The sequence below is a fragment of the Nonomuraea sp. NPDC050404 genome (assembly GCF_040655495.1).
In the GTDB taxonomy this organism is placed as follows: domain Bacteria; phylum Actinomycetota; class Actinomycetes; order Streptosporangiales; family Streptosporangiaceae; genus Nonomuraea.
In genome coordinates this window covers 177659-199854 of record NZ_JBFAKB010000013.1, presented here as the reverse complement: position 1 = coordinate 199854, position 22196 = coordinate 177659, and the positions used below count along the sequence as shown (strand labels likewise).

The 22196-nt window shown below is 72.0% G+C and carries 21 protein-coding genes; 9 read left to right on the top strand and 12 right to left on the bottom strand.

Annotated elements, in window-relative coordinates:
- Positions 1 to 3 precede the first annotated feature (3 nt).
- Positions 4 to 1995, top strand: a complete 1992-nt coding sequence (locus AB0I81_RS33740) for an ABC transporter ATP-binding protein (RefSeq protein ID WP_360664943.1) — start codon at positions 4 to 6, stop codon at positions 1993 to 1995.
- Here the strand turns inward: AB0I81_RS33740 and AB0I81_RS33735 are convergent.
- Together AB0I81_RS33735 and AB0I81_RS33730 are read right to left on the bottom strand one after the other, a co-directional pair.
- Positions 1988 to 2551, bottom strand: coding sequence for a WHG domain-containing protein (locus tag AB0I81_RS33735; protein ID WP_360664940.1), 564 nt, complete (start codon positions 2549 to 2551; stop codon positions 1988 to 1990). The two genes, AB0I81_RS33740 and AB0I81_RS33735, sit on opposite strands and share 8 nt — an antisense overlap.
- Positions 2544 to 3395 carry an alpha/beta hydrolase gene (locus tag AB0I81_RS33730; protein ID WP_360664937.1) on the bottom strand — a complete coding sequence of 284 codons (852 nt, stop codon included), beginning with the start codon at positions 3393 to 3395 and terminating at the stop codon, positions 2544 to 2546. Before AB0I81_RS33730 ends, AB0I81_RS33735 begins: the two co-directional genes overlap by 8 nt.
- 90 nt (positions 3396 to 3485) lie before the next feature.
- Between AB0I81_RS33730 and AB0I81_RS33725 the strand changes: the two genes are divergently transcribed.
- On the top strand, positions 3486 to 4001 hold the full coding sequence (locus AB0I81_RS33725; protein ID WP_360664934.1) for a signal peptidase II: 516 nt from the start codon (positions 3486 to 3488) through the stop codon (positions 3999 to 4001).
- Between the two features lie 78 nt (positions 4002 to 4079).
- Here AB0I81_RS33725 and AB0I81_RS33720 read toward each other — a convergent pair whose 3' ends face one another.
- Positions 4080 to 4976, bottom strand: coding sequence for a LysR family transcriptional regulator (locus tag AB0I81_RS33720; RefSeq protein WP_360664931.1), 897 nt, complete (start codon positions 4974 to 4976; stop codon positions 4080 to 4082).
- A gap of 135 nt (positions 4977 to 5111) precedes the next feature.
- On the opposite strand from AB0I81_RS33720, the gene AB0I81_RS33715 reads away from it, so the two are divergent.
- Entirely contained in the window at positions 5112 to 6413 is a 1302-nt protein-coding gene (locus tag AB0I81_RS33715; RefSeq protein WP_360664928.1) for an MFS transporter, read from the top strand.
- A 12-nt stretch (positions 6414 to 6425) separates the two neighbouring features.
- On the top strand, positions 6426 to 8078 hold the full coding sequence (locus AB0I81_RS33710) for an amidohydrolase (RefSeq protein WP_360664925.1): 1653 nt from the start codon (positions 6426 to 6428) through the stop codon (positions 8076 to 8078).
- A 59-nt stretch (positions 8079 to 8137) separates the two neighbouring features.
- Here the strand turns inward: AB0I81_RS33710 and AB0I81_RS33705 are convergent, their stop codons facing one another.
- The 9 genes from AB0I81_RS33705 to AB0I81_RS33665 all read right to left on the bottom strand — a co-directional run bounded on the left by AB0I81_RS33705 (position 8138) and on the right by AB0I81_RS33665 (position 17681).
- The gene (locus AB0I81_RS33705) at positions 8138 to 9136 is read right to left on the bottom strand and encodes an alpha/beta hydrolase (protein ID WP_360664923.1); all 999 of its coding nucleotides are present in this window, start codon (positions 9134 to 9136) and stop codon (positions 8138 to 8140) included.
- 61 nt (positions 9137 to 9197) lie between these two features.
- Positions 9198 to 10844, bottom strand: coding sequence for a thiamine pyrophosphate-binding protein (locus AB0I81_RS33700; RefSeq protein WP_360664920.1), 1647 nt, complete (start codon positions 10842 to 10844; stop codon positions 9198 to 9200).
- Positions 10832 to 11908 (bottom strand): ABC transporter substrate-binding protein, encoded by a 1077-nt coding sequence (locus AB0I81_RS33695; RefSeq protein WP_360664917.1) that lies wholly within the window; start codon positions 11906 to 11908, stop codon positions 10832 to 10834. Before AB0I81_RS33695 ends, AB0I81_RS33700 begins: the two co-directional genes overlap by 13 nt.
- 29 nt (positions 11909 to 11937) lie before the next feature.
- Complete coding sequence (locus tag AB0I81_RS33690; RefSeq protein WP_360664914.1) at positions 11938 to 12765, bottom strand: ABC transporter permease; 828 nt, start codon at positions 12763 to 12765, stop codon at positions 11938 to 11940.
- A complete protein-coding gene (locus AB0I81_RS33685) occupies positions 12762 to 13580 on the bottom strand; it encodes an ABC transporter ATP-binding protein (protein ID WP_360664911.1) in 819 nt (272 codons plus the stop codon). Before AB0I81_RS33685 ends, AB0I81_RS33690 begins: the two co-directional genes overlap by 4 nt.
- Before the next feature lie 4 nt (positions 13581 to 13584).
- Complete coding sequence (locus AB0I81_RS33680) at positions 13585 to 14568, bottom strand: membrane dipeptidase (protein WP_360664908.1); 984 nt, start codon at positions 14566 to 14568, stop codon at positions 13585 to 13587.
- Positions 14565 to 15212: a hypothetical protein gene (locus tag AB0I81_RS33675; RefSeq protein WP_360664905.1), complete on the bottom strand. Its 648-nt coding sequence runs from the start codon at positions 15210 to 15212 to the stop codon at positions 14565 to 14567. Before AB0I81_RS33675 ends, AB0I81_RS33680 begins: the two co-directional genes overlap by 4 nt.
- Positions 15209 to 15964: an IclR family transcriptional regulator gene (locus AB0I81_RS33670; protein ID WP_360664903.1), complete on the bottom strand. Its 756-nt coding sequence runs from the start codon at positions 15962 to 15964 to the stop codon at positions 15209 to 15211. Before AB0I81_RS33670 ends, AB0I81_RS33675 begins: the two co-directional genes overlap by 4 nt.
- Positions 15957 to 17681: a hypothetical protein gene (locus AB0I81_RS33665; RefSeq protein ID WP_360664900.1), complete on the bottom strand. Its 1725-nt coding sequence runs from the start codon at positions 17679 to 17681 to the stop codon at positions 15957 to 15959. Before AB0I81_RS33665 ends, AB0I81_RS33670 begins: the two co-directional genes overlap by 8 nt.
- A gap of 30 nt (positions 17682 to 17711) precedes the next feature.
- On the opposite strand from AB0I81_RS33665, the gene AB0I81_RS33660 reads away from it, so the two are divergent.
- The 5 genes from AB0I81_RS33660 (at position 17712) to AB0I81_RS33640 (ending at position 22194) form a co-directional block, all read left to right on the top strand.
- Entirely contained in the window at positions 17712 to 17867 is a 156-nt protein-coding gene (locus tag AB0I81_RS33660) for a hypothetical protein (RefSeq protein WP_360664898.1), read from the top strand.
- A gap of 69 nt (positions 17868 to 17936) precedes the next feature.
- The gene (locus AB0I81_RS33655) at positions 17937 to 19091 is read left to right on the top strand and encodes an ROK family transcriptional regulator (protein ID WP_360664895.1); all 1155 of its coding nucleotides are present in this window, start codon (positions 17937 to 17939) and stop codon (positions 19089 to 19091) included.
- A 21-nt stretch (positions 19092 to 19112) separates the two neighbouring features.
- Complete coding sequence (locus tag AB0I81_RS33650) at positions 19113 to 20072, top strand: sugar ABC transporter permease (protein ID WP_360664892.1); 960 nt, start codon at positions 19113 to 19115, stop codon at positions 20070 to 20072.
- Positions 20069 to 20896, top strand: coding sequence for a carbohydrate ABC transporter permease (locus AB0I81_RS33645; protein WP_360664889.1), 828 nt, complete (start codon positions 20069 to 20071; stop codon positions 20894 to 20896). The genes AB0I81_RS33650 and AB0I81_RS33645 overlap by 4 nt, the downstream gene beginning before the upstream one ends.
- Positions 20897 to 20922: 26 nt before the next feature.
- Positions 20923 to 22194: an alpha-L-fucosidase gene (locus AB0I81_RS33640; RefSeq protein ID WP_360664886.1), complete on the top strand. Its 1272-nt coding sequence runs from the start codon at positions 20923 to 20925 to the stop codon at positions 22192 to 22194.
- Positions 22195 to 22196 lie beyond the last annotated feature (2 nt).

Sequence of the window (22196 nt, the reverse complement as noted above, 5' to 3'; positions counted from 1 at the left end):
TACATGGAGGCCCCGATCGAGCCGCTGCTGCGGTTGCGCGACCTCAGCACCGACATCGCGCTGCGGCGCGGCACCGTGCACGCGCTCGACCACGTCAACCTCGAAGTGGCCCAGGGCGAGACGCTCGGCATCGTGGGGGAGTCGGGCAGCGGCAAGACCATGACCGTCCTGTCGATCATGGGGCTGCTGCCGACCGGCGGCAGCATCGCCGGCGGGGAGATCCTGTTCGACGGCCGTGACCTGCGCACGATGCCGGCGCCCGAGCTGCGCAGGGTGCGCGGCGTGGAGATGGGCATGGTCTTCCAGGACCCGCTCACCTCGCTCAACCCCACCATGCGGATCGGCGTCCAGGTCGCCGAGCCGCTGCGGGTGCACCAGGGGGTGGGCAAGGCCGAGGCGCGCGAGCGGGCCGTGGAGATCCTGCGCAGGGTCGGCATGCCGCGCCCCGACAAGATCGTCGACGACTACCCGCACCAGCTCTCCGGCGGCATGCGCCAGCGCGTCGTCATCGCCATGGCGCTCATCCGCTCCCCGCGCCTGCTCATCGCCGACGAGCCCACCACCGCGCTCGACGTCACCACCCAGCGCCAGATCCTCGAACTCATCGACGACCTGCGCGAGGAGTTCAGGATGGCGGTCATCCTGGTCACCCACGACCTCGGGGTGATCGCCGGCCGCGCCGACCGGGTCGCCGTCATGTACGCGGGCCGCGTGGTGGAGACCGCCACGACCGCCGAACTGTTCCGCGCGCCCCGGCACCGGTACACCGAGGCGCTCATGCGCGCCCTGCCGGAGTCCGCCGACGAGGGCCGCCTCTACAGCATCCCCGGCCTGCCGCCGGACCTGTCCCGGCCGCCGGCCGGCTGCCGCTTCGCACCCCGCTGCCACTTCGCCACCGACGAATGCCGTACCACCGACGTCGCACTCACCGGGGACGGGCATGCCTTCGCCTGCCTGCACCCGGTCACCGAGCCCGTCGCGATCACGGCGTCGTCCGGCCGCGAGCGGGCCGCGTCCGGCGCGGCCGAGCCGATCCTGGAGGTGCGGGACCTGGTCAAGGAGTACGACGCGGGCGTACGCAGGTCGGCGGGGCGGGTCAGCGCCGTGGCCGGGGTGTCGTTCGAGGTCGGGCCGGGCGAGACGCTCGGCATCGTGGGGGAGTCCGGCTGCGGCAAGTCCACCGTCGGCCGGCTCGTCGCCGGGCTGGAGCCGCCCACCGGCGGCCGGATCGTCATGGACGGCGCCGACGTCGCCACCCTGGACCGGCGCGCCCGCCACCGCATGCACCGGCAGGTGCAGCTCATGTTCCAGGACAGCTACGCGGCCATGAACCCGCGCATGCGCATCGACTCCATCCTCACCGAGCCGCTGGAGATCCAGCAGGTCGGCGACGCCGCCGCGCGCCGCGCGCGGGCGAGCGAACTGCTCGACCAGGTCGGGCTGCCCCGGCGGGCGCTGGAGCGTTACCCGCACGAGTTCTCCGGCGGGCAGTTGCAGCGCATCGGGCTGGCCAGGTCGCTGGCGCTGCGGCCCCGGCTGATCGTGGCCGACGAGCCGGTCAGCGCGCTGGACGTGTCGGTGCAGGCGCAGGTGCTCAACCTCATGCGCGACCTGCAGGGCGAGCTCGGGCTGTCGTACGTGTTCATCAGCCACGACCTGTCCGTGGTGGACTACATGGCCGACCGGATCGGCGTGATGTACCTGGGCAAGCTGGTCGAGATGGGCCCCGCCCACCAGGTGGTCCGCGCGCCGCGCCATCCGTACACGCAGGCGTTGCTGGACGCCGTGCCCTCGCCCGACCCCGGCCACACGCCCAGCCCGGACACCACCATCCGGGGCGAGTTGCCGAGCGCGCTCAACCCGCCGACCGGCTGCCGCTTCCGCACCCGCTGCCCCCTGGCGCAGGACAGCTGTGCCGAGGAGCCCGTGTTGCGGGGTGAGACGCACCAGGTCGCGTGCCATTTCCCGCTGCGCGCGGACGCGCCGGTCAGGTAGCGTCCTGTCGCGCCCGCAGCCCTGTGATCATGATGTCGGTGAGGAGTTCGTAGCTCTCGTCCAGGTCCTCGGGGAGGCCGAACGCGCCTTCGACCTCCAGGACCGCGAAGCCGTGCATGGCGGCGCGGAGGCTGCGGGCCGCGTGGATCGCCGCCGAGTCGCGCATGCCGTAGGCCCGGAGTGCGGCGGTCATGATGGTGACCAGTCGTTGCCCGGCCTCGGCCGTGTGCGGCTCGGGGCTCTGGATGAGCGCCGCGTAGCGGTTGGGGCAGCGTCGTACGTATTGCCGCCACGCGGACATCAACGCGCGGACCGCCTCGTCGGCGGAGCGGCCCAGCACGGCCTCGCCGGCCTGGTCGGCGATCTCGTTCACGATGCGCGCGGACACGAGCGCACGGAGTTCGGCGAGGTTGCGCACGTGCTTGTAGAGGGACGGGGAGACGATGCCCGCGCTGCCGGCCACCGCCGCCAGCGTCAACGCCGAGGGCCCGCCCTTGTCGACGATCCTCAGCGCCAGGTCGACGATCGCCTCCGCGGACAGCGTCCCTCTAGGCAATGGTGTCGTCCTTGAGGAAGGTCAGCACGGCCGTGGCCACCTCGGCGGGGAACTGGACGTGCGCGTAGTGGCCCGCCCCCTCGATCATGTGCAGCCGCCCCAGCCCGGCCGGCATGCCCGCGACGATGCCCTCGCCCTCCGCCCTGGGGTCGGCCCAGTCGGGATCGAGCGTGCCCTCGATGATCAGGGCCGGGCACCGGATGTCGCCGAGCCTGGCACCGGCGTCGGTCGGCGCGGACATGCCCATCTTGCTGACCACCGCCATCCGCCCCGGCCTGCTCAGGTCCGCCTCCAGCGCGGCGATGTGCTCGGCGAACCGGGCCGGCTTGACGCCCGGATAGGCGTGGTCGAGATACCGCTTCCACAGCGGGAGGCTGCGGAACAGGCCGGTGCTCATGAGCAGCGTCATGCCCTTGCGGTAGCGGGCGTTGGTGATGAGCGCGCCCAGGTCGGGCTTCTGGGCGCGGGTGAACGGGCTGATCTCGACGATGGCGCTGACCAGGCCGGGCTCCTGGGCGGCGGCGATGGTGGCGGCCCCGCCGCCGAAGGAGTGGCCCACGATCACGGCGGGACCGCCCAGGTGCCTGATCAGGGCGAGCAGGTCGCCCGCGGTGTCGGTGCGGGTGTAGGACGTCCACTCGGCGCTGGACTCGCCGTGTCCGCGCAGGTCCGTCTTGGCGACCCGGTAACCGGCCGACACGAGCAGGGCGGCCAGCTCGTCATAGGCCGCCCGGTTGTCGCCCATGCCGGGCACCAGCACGATGAGCGGGCCCTGCCCGGTCACGTCGTAGGCGAGCCGCCCGCCGTCGATCTCCAGTAACTTCGCACCGCCGCTAATGTCCATAGCCATAAAGCTAATGCCATTAGCCGACCGGCGTCAAGAGCGCCCGGTAGTCTCTGGTCAAAACTTGCTTCTACGGCACGGAGGCCATGGATGATGCGGTTGGAGCGGGATTCTGGCCGGTTGTACGGCATCATGCTCATGCTGGCCGCGGTGGTCCTGCTCGTGGACCAGCTCACCAAGTTCTGGGCGGTCTCCACGCTGTCCGGCAGCGAGCGTGTCGAGGTGCTCCCGCCGCTGATCCATTTCCGGCTGCTGTACAACGCGGGCGCCGCCTTCTCCATGGGCACCGGCGTGACCTGGGTGTTCGCCCTGGCGGCGGCAGCGGCGGTGGTCGGCATCCTCTACACCGCGCGCCGGCTGGCCTCCACCGGCTGGGCGCTCGTGCTGGGCGCGCTGCTCGGCGGCGCGGTGTCCCACCTGGGCGACCGGCTCTTCCGCGAGCCCGGCTTCGCGCGCGGCCACGTCGTGGACTTCATCGACTACGGCCCGTTCGTGGGCAACGTCGCCGACATCGCGCTCACCCTCGGGTGCGTTGTGATGGTGCTGCTCAGCGTGCGCGGCGTGCCGCTCGCCAAGACACCGGCGCCGCGCGAGGAGCCTGCCTGACCGCGGGCCCGCCGGCGCGAGGAGCCTGCCTGGCCGCGGGCTCGTCGGCGTGAGGTGCCCTCCTGGCCGCGGGCACCCTCACTCGCGGTTGCTGAACACCCGCACCCCGCCGGGTCCCAGCCACTCGGACAGGTCCGTCATCACGGCGTGGATCTCGTCGCGGGCGTAGTGGTCGGCGTCCCAGGCCGCGTACAAGGTGATGGACAGCGCCTCACCGGCGGCGGTGACCGGGCGCGCGCCCAGCCCGAACTGGGGATCGTCCACCACGACGCAGACGCCGCGCCCCGCCGCGGCCAGGGCCTGGGCCATCGCCTCCGAGCGGGTCTCGGCCGCCGGGCTGACGTGCAGTCCGTGCTTGTGCAGGGCGGCGTCCACGGCCCGGCGGACCGCGCTGCGCCGTCCGCTGAGGATCATCGGGTACGTGGCCAGCTCGCCCAGCTCGACGGCCCCCGTGCCCCCGGCCAGGGGATGCCCGGCCGGGTGCTGGGCGCTGATGCCGCGCCGGCCCAGGCGGAGCGCGGCCATCCCGGCGGGCGGCGGGGCGGTGCCGATGGCGATGTCGGCCGCGCCCGCCTCCAGCCGGGCGTACACCTCGTCGGGTTCGGCCGCGATGGCGTCGGCGAACGGGGCGCCGCGCGCCGCCAGGTAGGGCGCGACCGCGTGCGTGATGGTCGAGGCGGGGCAGACCACCTGCAGCCCGAGCGAGGAGTCGGTGCCGAAGGCGTGCAGCAATTCGGTGCCCCGGTCGGCGCGCAACACCAGGTCGCGGGCCACCGGGAGGAACACCCGCCCGGCCGCGGTGAGGCGGACGCCGGTGCGGGTGCGGTGCAGCAGCTCCACGCCGAGCTCCCGTTCGAGCATGCGCAACTGCCGTGAGACCGAGGGCTGTGCCACCCGGACGGTCGCCGCGGCGGCCGTCATCGACCCGCTGTCCACCACCGCGAGGAAGTAGCGCAGCACCCGCAGCTCCATCATGCCTCCCAAGCATGGCAACCAGGCTTAACAAGTACTGGACTGTATCGCTTGAGGTCGCGCAGACTTACCCCACCCGCGCGGCGACACAATCGCGGCGTCCTGTCCTTCCCTGTCCTCGTCCAAAGGATCCGCCCCATGCCCGATGGCACCCCCGGCTCGCGTCAGAGCAGGCGCGCCACGATCGCGTCGTTCATCGGCACGGCGGTCGAGTGGTACGACTTCTACATCTACGGCACCGCTTCGGCGCTGGTCTTCGGCACCCTGTTCTTCCCTGAGTCCGACAGCGGAGCAGGGACGCTGGCGGCGTTCGCCACGTTCTGGGTCGGTTTCCTGGCCCGGCCGCTCGGCGGCATCGTGTTCGGGCACGTCGGCGACCGCATCGGGCGCAAGAACGTGCTGGTCATCACCCTGATCCTGATGGGGACGGCCACCACGCTGATCGGCTTCCTGCCCACGTACGCCTCCATCGGGTACGCCGCGCCGGTGCTGCTCGTCCTGCTGCGCGCGCTTCAGGGCCTCGCGGTGGGCGGCGAATGGGGCGGGGCCGTGCTGATGGCCACCGAGAACGCCGACGACAAACGGCGCGGTACGGCGGGCATGTGGGTGCAGCAGGGCTCGCCCGCCGGCTCCATCCTGGCCACCCTGGTCTTCCTCATGGTGGGCGGGCTGCCCGACGACGCCTTCATGGAGTGGGGCTGGCGCGTGCCGTTCCTGCTGTCGGCGATCCTGGTGGTGATCGGGCTGGTGATCCGGCTCACGGTGCACGAGTCCGCCGAGTTCAGCGCGGCGCGCGACGCGGAGCCCGCCGTGAAGCTGCCCATCGTGACGTTGTTCCGCACGGCGTGGCCGCTGGTCGCGCTCGGCATCGGGGCGAGCGCGATGGGCATCTCCGCGGCCTACTTCACCAACACGTTCGTCCTGTCGTGGGCCACCACCGACCTCGGGGTGCCCCGCCAGACGATGCTGAACATCCTGCTGGTCATCGCCATCCTGCAGTTCGTCTGGCAGCCCGCCGCCGCCCACGTCGCGCGCAGGATCGGCATGGTGCCTCTCATGGCGGGCGCGCTGGCGGCGAACATCCTGGTCGCCGTGCCGATGTTCCTGCTCATCACGACCAGGGACAGCGTGCTGATCGGGATCGCCCTCGCGCTCAGCATCGTCACCGGGGCCTCCTACTACGCGATGCTCGCCGGCTTCCTGGCCCAGGCGTTCCCCGTACGCGTCCGTTACACCGGCATCTCGGTCGCCTACCAGCTCTGCAGCACGATCATCGGCGGTTCCACCCCGCTGGTCGCCCAGTGGCTGCTGACCAGCTCGGGCGGCAGCCACTGGCCGGTCGTGGGCTACTACATCGTCCTGCTCGTCCTCACGCTCAGCTGTGTGCTCGCGCTCGCCCGCCGCGCCGGGCACGATGCCGCTGTGCCAACCAGTTCCTGAGAAGGGTTCCCCGTGCGACTCGACGCCATCTTCACCAACGGGCGCTTCACCACGCTCGACCCCGGCCGCCCCACCGCCCGTACCCTCGGGGTGCTCGGCGGCCGGATCGCCGGACTGGACGAGGAGATCGCGAACTGCTCGGCCAGGCAGGTCCACGACCTGGGCGGAGCGCCGGTGGTCCCCGGCTTCAACGACGCGCACCAGCACCTCAGCATGCGTGGCCGCCGGCTGCTGGAGGTGGACCTGCGCGCGGAGACCGTACCGACCCTGGAGGCCCTGTACGCGGCGGTCGCCGCCCGCGCCGCCGAGCTCGGACCCGGGGAATGGATCCACGGCGCGGGCTACGACCAGAACAAGCTGGGCGCCCACCCGTCCGCCGAGGCGCTGGACGCGGTGGCGGGCGGGCGGCCGGTGTGGCTCGAACACATCTCCTGCCACATGGGCGTGGCCAACACCGCGGCCTTTGCCCTGGCCGGGTACACCGACCGGATGGGCGTGCCGGACACCGACGGCGGCCACGTCGAGCGCGAGCCGGGCGGGCGGGCCACCGGGCTGCTCCAGGAGCATGCGCAGCACCTGGTCACGGGGGTCTTCCGGCCGCTGCCGGTGGAGCGGATCGTCGCCGCGATCGCCGCCGCCAACACCCTGGGCCTGTCGGAGGGGCTCACCAGCTTCACCGAGCCCGGCATCGGCGCGCTGGAGCACGTCGGACACGGACCTGTTGATCTGCACGCCTTCCACCTGGCGGTGGAGCGCGGGCTGCTGACCATCAGGGCCACGGTCATGCCCTACATCACGGTCCTGCGCGACCTCGGCCTGTTCGAGCCGGGGAACACGTGGTTCGGGCTTCCCCTGGGGCTGCGGACCGGGTTCGGCGACGACCGGCTGAAGATCGGCGCGACCAAGGTGGCCACGGACGGCTCGCTGATCGGCCGCTCGGCGCACATGTGCACCGGCTACCACGACGAACCCGAAAATTCGGGATTTCCGCTGTTCGACCCCGACGAGCTGCGGCACATGATCATCGAGGCGCATCGCTGCGGCTGGCAGGTGGCCGCGCACGCCATCGGGGACGCCGCCATCGACCTGGCCCTCGACACCTTCGCCACCGCCCAGGCCGCGCACCCCCGGCCGGACACCCGCCACCGCATCGAGCACTTCGCGGTCGCCACCGACGCCCAGGTCCGGCGCCTGGCCGAACTCGGCGCCATCGCCGTGCCGCAGGGCCGCTTCCTGTCGGAGATCGGCGACGGCATGATCGCCGCGCTGGGCCCCGAGCGCAGCGAACGCTGCTACCGCATGCGCAGCGTGCTGGACGCGGGCGTCGTCCTGCCCGGCAGCAGCGACGCGCCCGTCGCGCACGGCAGCCCCCTGCTGGGCATCCACGACATGGTCAACCGCCGCACCGCCTCCGGCGCGCCGCTGGCGCCGCACGAGTCCCTCACCCCGGCGCAGGCGCTGCACGCCTACACGGCCGGCTCGGCCTACGCCGAGCGCGCCGAGGACCGCAAGGGCCGGCTGGCGCGCGGCATGCTGGCCGACTTCGCCGTCCTGTCCGACGACCTGCTGGCCGTCGCCCCTGACCGCATCGCCTCCCTGTCGGTCGGCGCCACGGTCATCGGGGGCGAGGTGGTGTACGACTCCGGCGCCCTGGTCGGCCCTTGAGGAAGCCCCCGGGTCAGCCTTTGAGGTAGCCCCTGGTCGGCCCTTGAGGTAGCCCCTGGTCAGCCTTTGAGGAAGCGCAGCAGCTCCGCGGTGACGAACCGGGGGTTCTCCTCGATGAGCCAGTGCCCCGCCTTCGGCACGTCCACCGCGCGCACGATGTTCTTCATGCGCGGCGACACGGTGGCCCGTACCGGGTCGAGCTGTCCCTGGGCGGTCATGAGCAGGGCCGGGACCTTCACCGGCGCGGCGGCCCTGGTGTCGCGTACGTCCTTGTCGAGGGCGCGGTAGAGCTCGAAACCGCCCGACAGGGCCTCGGGCCTGCGGTAGGTGCGCGCGTACTCGTCGATCTCGGCCTTGGTGAACGGGGACTTCTCCGACGTGCCGCCGAACGCCGTCCCGCCGAACGAGACCTGCGGGTAGAACAGCGCCAGGTACTCGCGCACGTCGTCGCCGACCACCGCCTCGGGCACCCGGCGCTGGGAGTGGAAGGCGATGTGCCAGCTCAGCGAGCGGTACGCGGGCCCGTCGATCGCCGGCCCCGGCAGCGGCAGGTCGAGGTAGCCGAGGCGGGCGGTGTCGCGGGGGAACTGGGCGGCGTACTGGAAGGCCACCGCCGCGCCGAGGTCGTGCCCGACGATCCGGGCGTCCCGCACTTTCAGCCGGTCGGCGATCAGGGTGTGCACGTACCGGGCCAGGGTGGCCTTGTCGTAGCCGGTGGGGGAGCCGGTGCTGTCACCCAGGCCGGGAAGATCGACGGCGTAGACGGTGTGGTGCTCGGCGAGCGCCGGCATGATCGGCCACCAGCCGTACCAGGTCTGCGGCCAGCCGTGCAGCAGCACCACGGGCGGGCCGCTGCCGCCGGTCACGTAGTGCATCCGCACGCCGTCCACGTTGGCGAACTCGTGCCGGAAGTTCTTGAACTCGGGGTCGTTCCGGGTGGCGGCGGCGTAGGCGGGAACGCCGCCGCCGGCGTCGGCGGCGGGTGTGGCGCAGGCTGTCAGCAGGAAGGCGAGCATGACGGCCGCCACCGTTCGCGCGGCTCGTTTCGTACCAGTCATGGAGGCAGTCTGACCAGGCGCGTACCGATCTGGCACGAAAATTTGCGGTTCCGCAAAAGCCTCACCTCCGGATGGGGCTCAGCGCGGTGAGGTCGATGTCCAGCAGGGTCGGGCCGGGGCGGGCCACGGCGGCGGCGAACTCGGCGTCGAAGGTGCCCGCGTCGGCGACCGGCCGCGCGGCGACGCCGAAGGACGCGGCCAGCGCGGTGAAGTCGGGCGTGACCAGGTCCACGTCACCGGCCGCGCCCTCGTAACCGCCGTACGAGTCCCGGATGATCTCGCGCAGCACCCCGTACCCCCGGTCGTTGAACAGGCAGACGACCAGCGGCACCCGGGCCTGCGCGGCGGCGGCCAGCTCTCCCGCGCTCAGCATGAACCCGCCGTCCCCCTGGATGAGCACCACCGGCGCGCCCGAGCCGACGGCGGCGCCGATCGCCAGGGGCAGTCCCGGCCCGATGCCCGCCGCGGTCGGCCGGATCGAGGTCCGTGGCGCCAGGATGGGCAGGACGCGGTCACCCCAGACGTAGGCGGGCACGGTCGCGTCACGGACGACGACGCCGTTCCTGGGCAGGTGGCGGCGGATGGAGGCGCAGATCGCCTCGTGGTCGGGGCCCATCTCGGCGCCGATCCGCTCCCTGGCCGCGGCCCGCGCCGCGTGTCCTTCCGCGAGGAGCCCGGAGCGGTCGGGGATGGCGGCCGCGTGCTCGTCCAGCCCGCGCAGGATCTGGGCCAGGCCGCGGCGGGCGTCGCCGACCAGCGGCAGCCGCGCCGGGTAGGTGCGGCCGATCACCGAGGGCTCGACGTCGAGATGGATCAGGTCGCCCGGCAGGCGCAGCCGCCAGGAGTCCGTCGAGTACATCTGGAAACGCGTGCCCACGGCGAGGACCACGTCGGCCGCCTCGACGTAGGAGCGCAGCGGCTCCAGGGCGGGGAAGGCGCCCAGGCAGAGCGGGTGGTCCTCCGGGAGCGCGCCCCGGCCCTCCCGCGAGGTGACCACGGGGACCCGGGCCGCCTCGGCGAGCGCGGCCAGCTCGGCGCAGGCTCCCGAGCCCGTCACCCCGCCGCCCGCCCAGATGAGCGGCCGCCGGGCGCGGGCCAGCAGCCGCGCCGCCTCCCCGGCCGCCTTGTCGTCCACCTCGTCGCGCGGGATCCGCGGCGCGGCCAGCTCCGGCTCCTCGGCGGGCGCCCGCTGCAGGTCGATCGGGATCTCCAGGGCCACCGGCCGTGGCCGCCCGGTGATCGCCTCCCTGGCCAGCCTGACGACCTCGGCGCCGAGGTCGTCGGCGCGGCGGGCCAGCGAGACGGCACGGCAGACGGCGCGCAACATGTCGCCCTGGTTCTCGGCCTCGTGCAGGTAACCGCGGCCGCGCCCCAGGTGGGCGCTCTCCACCTGACCGGTGATCAGCAGCACCCGCGAGGAGGCGAACGACGCCTCGTACAGGCCGCCCATCGCGTTGGCGGTGCCGGGCCCGGTGCTGACCAGCGCGACCCCGAGCCGGCCCGTCGCCCTGGCGTAGCCGTCGGCCGCGTGCACGGCCGCCTGCTCGTGCCGCATGCCGACGACCTCGACGGCGCCCCGGGCGCGCAACTCGCGCAGGATCGGCAGGTTGTGCACGCTGGCGATGGCGAACACGTGCCCGACGCCGAGCACCTCCAGCGCCGCCGCCACCTGACCCGCACCGGTCGTGGAGCGCGTCAGGCCCGCCACTTCTGGGCCTCCTGCTCGACGGCCTTCTCGTCGAAGCCGTTGTACTGCTCGGCCAGCGTGAAGTCGAACAGTCCGCTGGACTTCACGTCGAGGGGCGCGGTGATCATCCCGTGCTGGGCGAACGTGGCGATCGTCTTGCCCAGCGCGGCATCGTCGATCACCCCGTACTTACCCGACGGCCCGCGACCCCCGGTGATGTCCATGCGCAGCTTGAGAATCTTCACGGCCTGCGCCAGCGCCGTCTCGGCCGGCACATCGGAGGCGGGCTTGGCCTGCGGGAACTGCTTCCAGTGCAGCTTGATGGCCGCCTCGGGGTTCTGCTGCGAGAAGACCATGGCCTTGAAGAACGCCCGCGCCATCCCGGCCACCCGCTTGGGCTCCTTCTTGATGGAGTCCTTGCGCACGACGAGCGCCGAGGTGCCGGTCATGTCGTTGAGCGGGGACGGGATGTCGCGCATCGCCGTGCCGAGCAGGTCGCCGATGACCACGTTCGGCCCGTCCCAGCCGGCGTAGGCGTCCACCTGCTTGCCGCGCAGCGCGTCGGCGGCCTGCGCGCCCAGCCCGACCGGCAGGTACGAGGCGTCCTTGGCCGGATCGCCGCCGGCCTCCTTCACGACCCCCTTGGCGTACAGGGCGGACACGCCCGCCAGCGAGTTCGCCCCGATGGTCTTGCCCTTCAGGTCGGCGGCGGTCCTGATCGGGCTGGCCTCGGGCACCACGAGCCGGAAGATGCTGCCGTTGGTCACGCCGACCACCGCGATGCTCGGATCCTTCTGGTAGGCGGTGATGGCGGCGTTCAGCGACGCGTACGTCATGAACGCCTGACCCGTCGCCACCGACTGGACGGCCGTCGGCGCGCTGTCCACGGGCTGGACGGTCACGTCCACGCCCTCGGACTTGAAGTAGCCCATCTCGATCGGGACGGAGGTGTAGGAGGCGGTGGTCGCGGTCAGCGCCTTGTCCGGCACCGTGAAGACCGTCTCGGAGGTGCCCGAGTCGCCGCCGCAGGCCGTCAGGCCCGCCGCGAGCGCGGCCACGACCGCTATGACACCGAACCTGCTCATGCCTGACTCCCGGTTTGCTGTTGGGGGGTTCACTTGACTCTGCGCACCAGGCGCTCGGCGAGGGACAGGACGCCGTACACCACGAGCCCGAACATCGACAGGGCGATGAGCATCGCGTACGTCGCCGCGACCTCGCCGGTGACGGTGTACTGGGCGATGGCGTAGCCGACGCCCTCGCGGGCGGCGACGAACTCGCCGACGATCGCCCCGATCAGCGCGAGCACGGCGGCGCTGTTCAGCGCGGGGAAGATGAACGCCAGCGCGTTGGGGATGCGCAGGTAGCGCAGCTCCTGCCAGCGGCTCGCGCGCATCGCGCGGAACAGGTTGACCTCGTCCTCGCTCACCTCGGTCAGCCCGGCGATGGTGTTGGTCAGCACCGGGAAGAACGCCAGCAGCGCCGCCAGCGTGACCTTCGGCGCCAGGCCGTAGCCGAGCGCGGCGACGATCAGCGGCGCGATCGCGACCTTCGGGAAGGTCTGCGAGATGAGGATGTACGGATACACCGCGTTGCGCAGGATCGGCGAGAAGGCGAACACCGAGCCGACGACGACCGCCGCCACCACGGCGAGCACGAAGCCGAGCAGGGTCTCGTTCACGGTCGCGAGCAGGTTCGGCCACAACGTGCCATCCGCCGCCAGCCGGAACAGCACGCTGACCACCTCGGTCGGCGGCGCCAGGATCAGCGGCGAGACGATTCCGGCGCTCGCGACGGCCTGCCAGCCGCCCACGATGGCGATGAAGATGGCGATCGCGAGGGCCGCCGACTTGGCGCCGGACCCGTCCTTGCGCGGCGCCCTGAGCTTCGGCTCCTCCTCCAGCGTGGCCGGCCGGGCCTCGGTCGTGGTGGTGTGGGTCATCGCGCACCGCCCTTGGCCCCGTCCAGGGCGGCGCGCACCTGGCGGATGGCCTCGTAGAACTCCGGCTGATCCCGCAGGCTCCTGTCCCGCGGTCTGGGCAGCGGCACCTCGATGTCGGCGTGCACCCGGCCCGGCCTGGCGCTCATCACCACGATCCGGTCCGACAGGAACACCGCTTCGGAGATGCTGTGGGTGACGAACACGACCGTCTTCGGCTCGCGCTGCCACACGCCGAGCAGTTCGTCGTTCAGGTCCTCGCGGGTGAACTCGTCCAGCGCGCCGAACGGCTCGTCCATCAGCAGCAGCGACGGCCGGCCCACCAGCGACCTGGCGATCGCCACCCGCTGCTCCATGCCGCCGGACAACTCCTTGGGATAGTGCTTCTCGAACGCGGTCAGCCCGATCATCTCCAGCAGCTCGCGCGCCCGTTCACGGCCCCGCGGGCCGCCCTCGCCCGCGATGTCGAGGGGCAGGCACACGTTGTCCAGCACGGTGCGCCAGCGCAGCAGGGTCGGCTTCTGGAAGGCCATGCCGACCTGGGCCAGCGGCTCGGTCACGGGCGTGCCGTCCACCGACACCGTGCCCGCCGTGGGCTCCAGCAGCCCGGCGATGAGTTTGAGCAGGGTGGACTTGCCGCAGCCGCTCGGTCCGATGAGGGAGACGAACTGTCCCGGCTCGATGTCCAGGTCGGTGTGCTCCAGTGCCCGCACGGCCGCGCCGCGGCGGGTGAACGTCTTGGCGACGCCGCGTACGGCGAGGGCCGCCGGTCCCGGCGTGGCCTGTTCGCGGGCCTGTTGTCCGGTCAAGGTCGCCATGGTCTCACTCCTTCGCCGATCGCTTCGGCAGCACCTCGTGGTAGAAGCGCAGCCAGTTGCCTCCCATGACCGCGGCCACGTCCTTCTCGCCGAACCCGTGCCGGGCCAGCGCCTCGGCGAGCCCGGGGAACGAGCGGGTGTCGGGGAACCAGGGCAGCGGAGGCTGCTTGCCCGGGTTGGCCGCGGAGCCGGCGCCGTACTGCGGCGTCCTGGTCCACCGGCCCTTGCGCATCCAGTCCAGGTCGGCCTGTACGACCTTGCGGCCGAGGTCGGAGCCGACGCCGACGTGCTCGATGCCGATCAGGTCCGCCGTACGGGCGACCATTTCGGCCCACGTGTCGGCGGTCGCGGCGTACTGGCCGCTGATGTTGCGGTAGCCCGACACGCCGAGCACGCCGCCGCGCGCGGCCAGCGCCCTGAGCAGTTCGTCGGACTTGTTGCGGGCGTGCGGCACCAGCGAGGCGGGGTTCGCGTGGGTCACCGCCACCGGCACCGCCGAGTGTTCGATCGCCTCCAGGCTGGTCCGCTCGCCGACGTGCGACAGGTCCGCGGCCATGCCCGTCCGGTTCATCTCCTCGACCACCTCGCGGCCGAACCGGGTCAGCCCGCCGTCCACCGGGTCGTAGCAGCTCGCGCCGACGTCGTTCTGAATGTTGTACGTGAGCTGCGCCACGCGCACGCCGAGGTCGGCGAACAGCTCGACGTAGCCGATGCGGCCGGCGAGGAAGGAGCTGTTCTGGAAGCCGAGCAGCAGCGCGGTCCGGCCGCTCGCGTGGATCTGTTCGATCTCCGTGGCCGTGGTCGCGACGGCCACCAGGTCGGCGTTGTTTCCCACCAGGTCGCGCCAGGCCACCACGGCGTCCAGGGACTCGATCGTGTCCTCCCAGAAGCCGCAGGTGACGGTGACGCAACCGAGGCCGCCCGCGCGTAGCTCCTCGAAGACCTCACGGTCGAAGTTGCTGCATTCCAGGCCGTCAACGAACATCATGAGCTGACTCCCACATAGTCGACGTCGACGTCCGGATCGGTCACGTCGGGGTCAATGGTCGCGCCGGCGTGCCGCCGGGAGACGGGTGTGTCCTCGGTGAGCGCGTCGTTGGAGCGGTGGTAGAGCCGCCACCACAGGCCGGCCTCCACCCGCATGCCGTCGTGGACGGCCCTGGCCAGGTGCGCGGAGCCGCCGTCGGCGACGGCGTCCTCGACGGTCAGCACGGGAGCGCCCGCGCCGAAGGTCACCTCCACGCGTGCGCCGTACGCGGCGGCGGCGTGGGGCAGGACCGGCAGGAAGTGCGGCGCGCTCAGGCCGCGCACCTCGATCCGGGCCCGGCCGTGCTCGCGCAGCAGCGCCACGCCCAGGTCGAGCAGGGCCGGGGCCACGTACGGCGCGGGCATCCCGTGCGCCTCGACCACGGCCCGGCCGTCGTCGTCCGAGGCCAGGTCGGCGGCCTGCCAGTTTGCACGGGTGCGGGAGTCGAGGAAGGCCAGGGCGCCCAGGCCCAGGGTCTCGGCCTCGACGAGCAGGTCGCGTACCGCGGGGACGGCCCCCTTGGGCACGCCGAGCAGCAGCAGGACCCGCTCCACCAGCACCCGCGTCTCCCGCAGGCTCACGGTGAGCCAGGATGGTTCCGTCATGCCCGCTCCTCTCGTCTGGCGCGCCCGGAGAGCACCTCGTTGATCTCGGAGACGGCGTCCAGCAGCGCCCTGACGCCCTTCTCGCGGTCGAACCTGCCGCTCGGCCCGGCCACGCTCAACGCGCCCACGCAGCGTCCCCGCACGTCGAAGACGGGGGCGGCGACGCCGATCACGCCCTCCAGCCAGCGCCCTTCCGAGGTCGCGTAGCCGCGCCGGCGCACGTTCGCCAGCTCCTCCTCACCCGGCAGCTCGACCCCGAGCTCCCGCAGCTCGGCGAGCTGGCGCTCGGTGGCGTAGGCCAGCAGCACCTGTCCGGAGGCGCTGCGGCTGATCGGCATCGTGGCCTCGGCCCGCAGATCCACCTGGAGCGGGCGGCCCGGCTCGATGCGCTGGATGATGGTGGCGGTGCCGCGTTCGAGTATGGCCAGGGAGACGGCCTCGCGGACCACGTCCACCAGCCGTTCCATGTTCGGCAGCACCCGCTCGCCCAGCCCGGCCTGGCGCAGCGCCGCCTGCCCGATGCGGGTCGGCCGCAGGGTCAGCCGGTAGGCGCCGTCGTCCACCTGCTCCATCCACCCGGCGGCGACCAGGGTCACCAGCTGCTGGTGGACGGCGGCCCTGGACAGGCCGAGTGAGCGCGCCAGCTCGGCGACGCGCACCGAGCGTTCGGCCTCGGCCACGACTTCGAGCATCTTGAGGCACTTGAGCGCGGTGCTCAGCGGCTGGGTGCGTGGCACGTTGGGTTCAGTCACGTGTCATCCCGGAGTCTTGAAGGTCGGACATGTCGGGTTCGCCGGGGTGCCACCATGGGCCCGGCTCTCTGCTAGCCAGGTCGTCGCGGGTGGGGGCGCCCTGGAAGATGAGGCCGCGCAGGGTTCTGCCGAGGAAGTCCTTGGTGCGGTCGAGGCCGTAGAACGCGGCGTTGGCCAGCCGGATGATGTGCACCGGCACGAAGTCCATGTCGATCATGTCCATCCGGGGCAGCGCGTACGGCTGGTCGCGCAGCGCCTGGAGTCGCTCGACGGCAGCCCGCTCCTCCGGATGCTCGAACAGCACCCGTCCCACGCGTGTCCGCACGTCGTAGCGCTCCATCAGCCGCGACAACCGCCGGACGTCGCCCGGCACGTCCACCGACAGGTCGAACCCGCCGGGGAACTGCTCGCGCGGCCCCGACCTGGGCTCTTCGGCGGCCCTGGACTTGTACCAGACGCGGGCCCCGCCGCCGGGACGGGCTTGGTGGGCCCAGCCGTAGGGCCCGCGCAGCAGCGCGCCGAACTCGCGCACCGTCATGCCGGGGTCGCCGACGAGCCGCTCGTCCACGATCAGCTCGTCGAGAGCCGCGTCCGCCGTGTCCGGCAGCAGCTCCATGAGCAGCGCGTTGAGGATCTCCTCGGTCTCCGAGGCGACCGTGCCCTCGATCGCGGCCCGCAGCGCCTCGAACGGAAGGGCCGGCCGCGCGCCGCGTACGGTGCCGTGCTCGCGCAGTTCGGCGGCCAGGTCGCGGACGGTGCGCAGTTCGGCGGCCAGGCGCTGCCCGTCGGGGAAGACGCCGTAGCGCATGGGGTCCTGCTCCCGGTACACGATGGCCGCGTCGAGCAGGTCCGTGAGCCGCCCGTACGCCGCGTCGCCCCTCGGCGGGGCCAGCCGCCTGGCCTCGGCCAGGGCCTCCTCTCGGACCCGCAACCAGCGGTGCACCATGCGCGGATGGTTGGCCACGAACAGCACCAGGCCCAGCGCCGACCCGTTGCCCAGGCCGAGATAGCGCCGCAGCGCCGGGTCGAGCCGCACTGCCCCGGGCGTCGCGGCCCGCGCCAGGTGGTCGCACAGGTCGAAGCTGAACTCCCGCATCAGGTAGGCGGTGAGCATCTGCGCGTGGTACGGCGCGGCCAGCGGATGATCGGGCCCGTACGACAGGTACGTGCGGGTGCCGAACGTGCCGTTCGCGTCCAGCCCGGTGTTGCGCATCAGGTAGCCCACCTCGCGCAACCGGCCGAGACCCGGCTGGCGGCCGGCGGACAACGCCTCGACCGCGTGCTCGAACGCCCGCAGGCTCCGGTTGGAGCGGCACCACACGAGCGTCCCCGGGGCGGCCCGGCCCGCGTACAGCTTGGGCAGCTCGGCCCGGGTCAGCTCGACGCGGGCGGCGTCGGCCTCGCCTTCGAGCAGCGCCCCCACCATGTCCCAGCTGCGCCCGATGATCCTGGGCGTGCGGTCCACGAAGCGGGGCTCGGTGCTGAAGGCCACGAACGACAACACTCCCGCGTGCGTCTCCACCCGGTAGACGGCCGTGCCGTTGCCATGGTCGTCCAGCTCCAGCCGCTGCGGCGTGACCGTCCAGCCGTTGCGCAACATCGTCGAGACCAGCGACCGGCTGGCGCTGAAACGCGAGGGCTGTAATGCGGCCAGGCGCTCGGGACGCATGAGGAAGGCGGGATCGCGGGGTTCGATGACCGGCGGCAGGTCACTCATTGCACCTCGTCAAGATACTCAGGACGCCGTATGGAATATCGTGACGCTACGACTGAAACCCTATTTTCGGCAAGGCCCTATTTTGCGGAGCGCGTCGATCATCAGGGTGCGGCGGCGGCATTTTCCGCACTTGGATCGGCAGGTTTCCTGCCAGTTATCGAAGTTCCAGGGCTTTTCACCTCTTGACATGCTCTGGCGTTCTCTTTAACGTCGTCCGACAACTGACAGGGAACCTTCCTGTCTGATCGGAGCGAAATGAGCAGCCGGAAGGCGTCCACCGGGCTGATCCGTGCGATCAACGACCGCCTGGCCCTCGATCTGATGGTCGAGCTGGGCCCCATGAGCCGCGCACAGCTGGTCGAGCACACCGGCCTCGCCAAGCCCACCGTGGCCGAGTTGCTGGAGCGGCTCCTGGAGGCGGGCCTGATCGCGGAGGCGGGCCGGGCGGGCGAGGGACGCAGCGGCCCCAACGCCATGACCTACGGCGTCATCGCCGGCCGGGCCCACGTGGCCGGCGTCGAGCTGCGGGCGACGGAGGTGCACGCGGTCGTCACCGACATTACCGGCCGCACCGTCGGCGCGGCGGTGATCGTCACCCGCCCGAAGGACAACTCGATACTGCTGGTCCGCGATGCCGTGGCCGAGGCCGCGAGCAAGGCGGGGCTGTCGGCGGACGATCTGTCGAGCGTGGTGGTCGGCACGCCGGGCATGGTCGATCCGGCCACCGGCGACATGGCGTTCTCCTCCGACCTGCCGAGCTGGCACCACGGCCCGCTGACGCGGCTGCACGAGGAGCTGGGGCGGCAGGTGGTCTTCGAGAACGAGGTCAACCTGAGCGCCCTGGCCGAGCACCGGGTCGGCGCGGCCCGCGACCGTGACGACTTCGCGCTGCTCACCCTGGGCAGCGGCGTCGGGATGGGGCTCGTGCTCGGCGGGCGGCTGCGGCGCGGCAGCGGCGGCGGCGCGGGCGAGGTCGGCTACCTGCCGCTGCACGGCGCCACGCTCCAGCGGATGCGCCGCCCCGAGGGCGTCTACGACGGCGGCTGGCAGGGGCTGGCGGGCACGCGGGCGGTGCTCGCCCTGGCCCGCGAGCGCGGTGTGCGCGGGCGCACGATCCCTGACGTGCTGCGCGACGGCGGCACGGACTTCCTGGTCGAGGTGGCCGGGCGGGTCGCGGTGGGCATCGCGGCCGTGTGCGCCGTCGTGGATCCCGGGCTCATCGTGCTCACCGGGGACGTGGGCCGCGCGTGCGGCCCGCTGATCGCCCGCATCGAGGCCGAGGTCGCCGACCTGACCCCCGTGACCGTACGCCTCATCACCTCCGCGGTGGAGGGCAACTCGGTGTTGCGCGGGGCCGTGCTGATGGCGCTGGAAGGGGTGCGGGACACGTTGTTCGGGCCACGCCGCTGACCTTCGACCGGGAAAGAGATCATGACCACCACGCTCGTCACCCCCTCGCCGCGCACGCGGCGCGAGCCAACGCCGCGCGTCACCGCGAAAGCGGGTGCCGCGTTACATCGTCCCTGGTGGATGCCCTGGTTGTGGTGCGCTCCCGCGATCGCCGCCGCGGTGGTGTTCGGCGTCTTCCCCTTTCTCAACACGGTGCTGCTGTCGTTCACGAACGCCAGGCCGCTGGGCGGCCCCGCCGCGTTCGTGGGGCTGGAGAACTACACGCGGCTGCTGGGCGACGCCTCCTTCTGGTCGGCCACCTGGCACAGCGTCCTGTACGCGCTGGTCGTGGTGCCGCTGATGGTCCTGCTGCCGCTGCTGCTGGCCGTCCTGGTGGAGAAGAGGATCCCGTTCATCGGGTTCTTCCGTTCGGCGTTCTACACGCCGGTGCTCGCCTCGATCATCGTGGTCGGCTTCAGCTGGCAGTGGCTGCTGCGCGACGACGGCCTGATCAACGGCGTGCTGCTGGCCACCGGGCTGACCACCGAGGCGGTGCCGTTCCTGTCCGAGGCGACGCTGGTGTTGTTCGGGGCCATGGCGATGACCGTGTGGAAGGGCCTGGGCTGGTACATGGTCCTCTACCTGGCCGCGCTCGGCAACGTGCCGAAGGAACTGCACGAGGCCGCGTCGGTGGACGGCGCGAGCGCGCCGCGCCGCTTCCTGCACGTGACCGTGCCGGGCGTGCGGCCCACGATGTTGCTCGTCGGCACGCTGACCGCGATCGGGTCGCTGCGGGTCTTCACCGAGGTGTACGCGCTCGGCGGGGCCACCGGCGGACCCGGCGGCGAGGCCCGCACGCTGCCCTTCTACATCCGTGACGTGGGCCTGGACCCGGTGACGGGCAACGCCGGGTTCGGCGCGGCGGCCTCGGTCGCGCTGTTCCTGCTCACCGTCGGGTTCACGGTGCTCGGCCAGCGGATCTCCAGGGGTGAGGGCCGATGAGGGCCGCGTTCGGGCTGGCCGGAAGGTACGCCCTGCTGCTCGCCGTGCTGGCGATCACCGTGGGACCGCTGCTGTGGCAGCTCACGACCGCGCTCAAGGGACCGGGCGAGGACGTCTACGGCGACAACGCCTCGTGGTGGCCGCGCGACCTGACCTTCGACAACTTCGTGAAGATCGCGCAAGAGGTGCCCATCTGGTCCTACGTCACCAACAGCGTGATCGTCGCGACGCTGGCCATCGCCAGCAACCTCGTCTTCGCCTCCTTCGGCGGCTACATGTTGTCGCGGCCCGGCTGGCGCGGACGCAGGGCCGTGTTCCTGCTGCTGGTCGTGGCGCTGATGTTCCCGTTCGAGTCGATCATGATCTCGCTGTTCCTCAGCGTCAGGGACATGGGGCTCGTGGACACCCTGGCCGGGGCCTGGCTGCCCGGCGTCGTGGGCGCCTTCAACGTGCTGATCATGCGGGCGGCGTTCCTGGCGGTTCCGTCCGAGGTGGAGGACGCCGCGCTGATGGAGGGGGCGGGGGAGTGGACCCGCTTCCGGCGGATCTTCCTGCCCTCGGCCAAGGGGGCGATGACGGTGATCGCGATCAACAGCTTCATCGCCGCCTGGGACGACTTCCTGTGGCCGCTCATCGTGCTGCGCTCGGAGGAGAACTTCACCCTCACCCTGGGGCTGGCACGGTTGTCGACGAGCTCGTTCGGCGTGGACGACAAGCTCGTCATGACCGGGTCGATGATCTCCGTCATCCCCGTCGTGGTGCTGTTCTTCCTGGCCCAGCGCTGGTTCTACCGCGGCGTCGAGTCCGGCGCGGTGAAGATGTGACCGTTTTCGCAGATCAAGGAGCAGGTTTGACCGCGTACGTGTGGCCGACCGACCCGGCGGTGCTGGCCAAGCTCGACTGGTGGCGTGACCAGAAGTTCGGCGTGATCATCCACTGGGGGCCGTACAGCCGCCTCGGGGTCTTCGAGAGCTGGACCCTGTGCCAGGAGGGCGAGGACTTCATGACCCGCCCGGAGCCGTGGGCGCAGGACCCCGAGGGCTACCGCGAGATGTACGAGAAGCTCCCCGAGGGCTTCGACGCGCCCGCGTTCGACCCGGAGAGCTGGGCCGCGGCCTGCGCGGCGGCCGGGATGCGGTACGTGGTGTTCACCACCAAACACCACGACGGCTTCGCGATGTACGACACGGCCCTGTCGGACTACAAGTCCACCCGCACCCCGCTCGGCCGGGACGTCGCCCGCGAGGTGTTCGACGCCTTCCGCGCCCACGGCCTGGGCGCCGGCGTCTACTTCTCCAAGGCCGACTGGCACCACCCCGACTACTGGGTGCCGGGCAGGGAAACCCCCGACCGGCACGCCAACTATCGGACCCAGGACGAGCCGGAGCGGTGGCGGCGCTTCGCCGGCTTCACCCACGGCCAGATCGAGGAACTGCTGTCCGGCTACGGCCCGGTGGACGTGCTCTGGCTGGACGGCGGCTGGGTACGCGAGCCGCGCGAGGACCTGGACCTGCCGCGCCTGGCCGCCCGCGCCCGCGAACTGCAGCCGGGCATCCTCGTCGTGGACCGCGACGTGCACGGCCCGCAGGAGGACTACCGCACCCCCGAGCAGACCGTGCCCGCCGACCTGCGGAGCTTCCCTTGGGAGAGCTGCATCACGCTGGGCCCGTTCTGGTACACCTTCGGCCCGGGGGAGACCTACAAGCCGGCCGGCGAGATCGTCCACCTGCTCTGCCGGATCGTCGCCCGCGGCGGCAACCTGCTGCTCGGCATCGGCCCCGACCACACCGGCGCGCTGCCCGGCGGCGTCGTCGAACGGCTCGCCGAGATCGGCGCGTGGCTGGAGGTGCACGGCGAGGCCGTCTACGGCACCCGGCCGTGCGAGCCGTACGAGAGCGGGGACCTGGTCTTCACCCGGCGCGGCGGCACCGTCTACGCCATCGGCCTGTGCACCGACCCCGGCCAGGTCCGGGTGCCCGTCACAAAGACCCCCGAAGAGGTGCGGCTGCTCGGCCACGACGGCCCCCTCGACTGGAGTGCCGGCGACGGCGCGGTGACCGTGCGCCTCCCGGACGGCCACCGCGTCACGCACGCCTTCGCCCTTACCCTCACCTTCACGTAAGG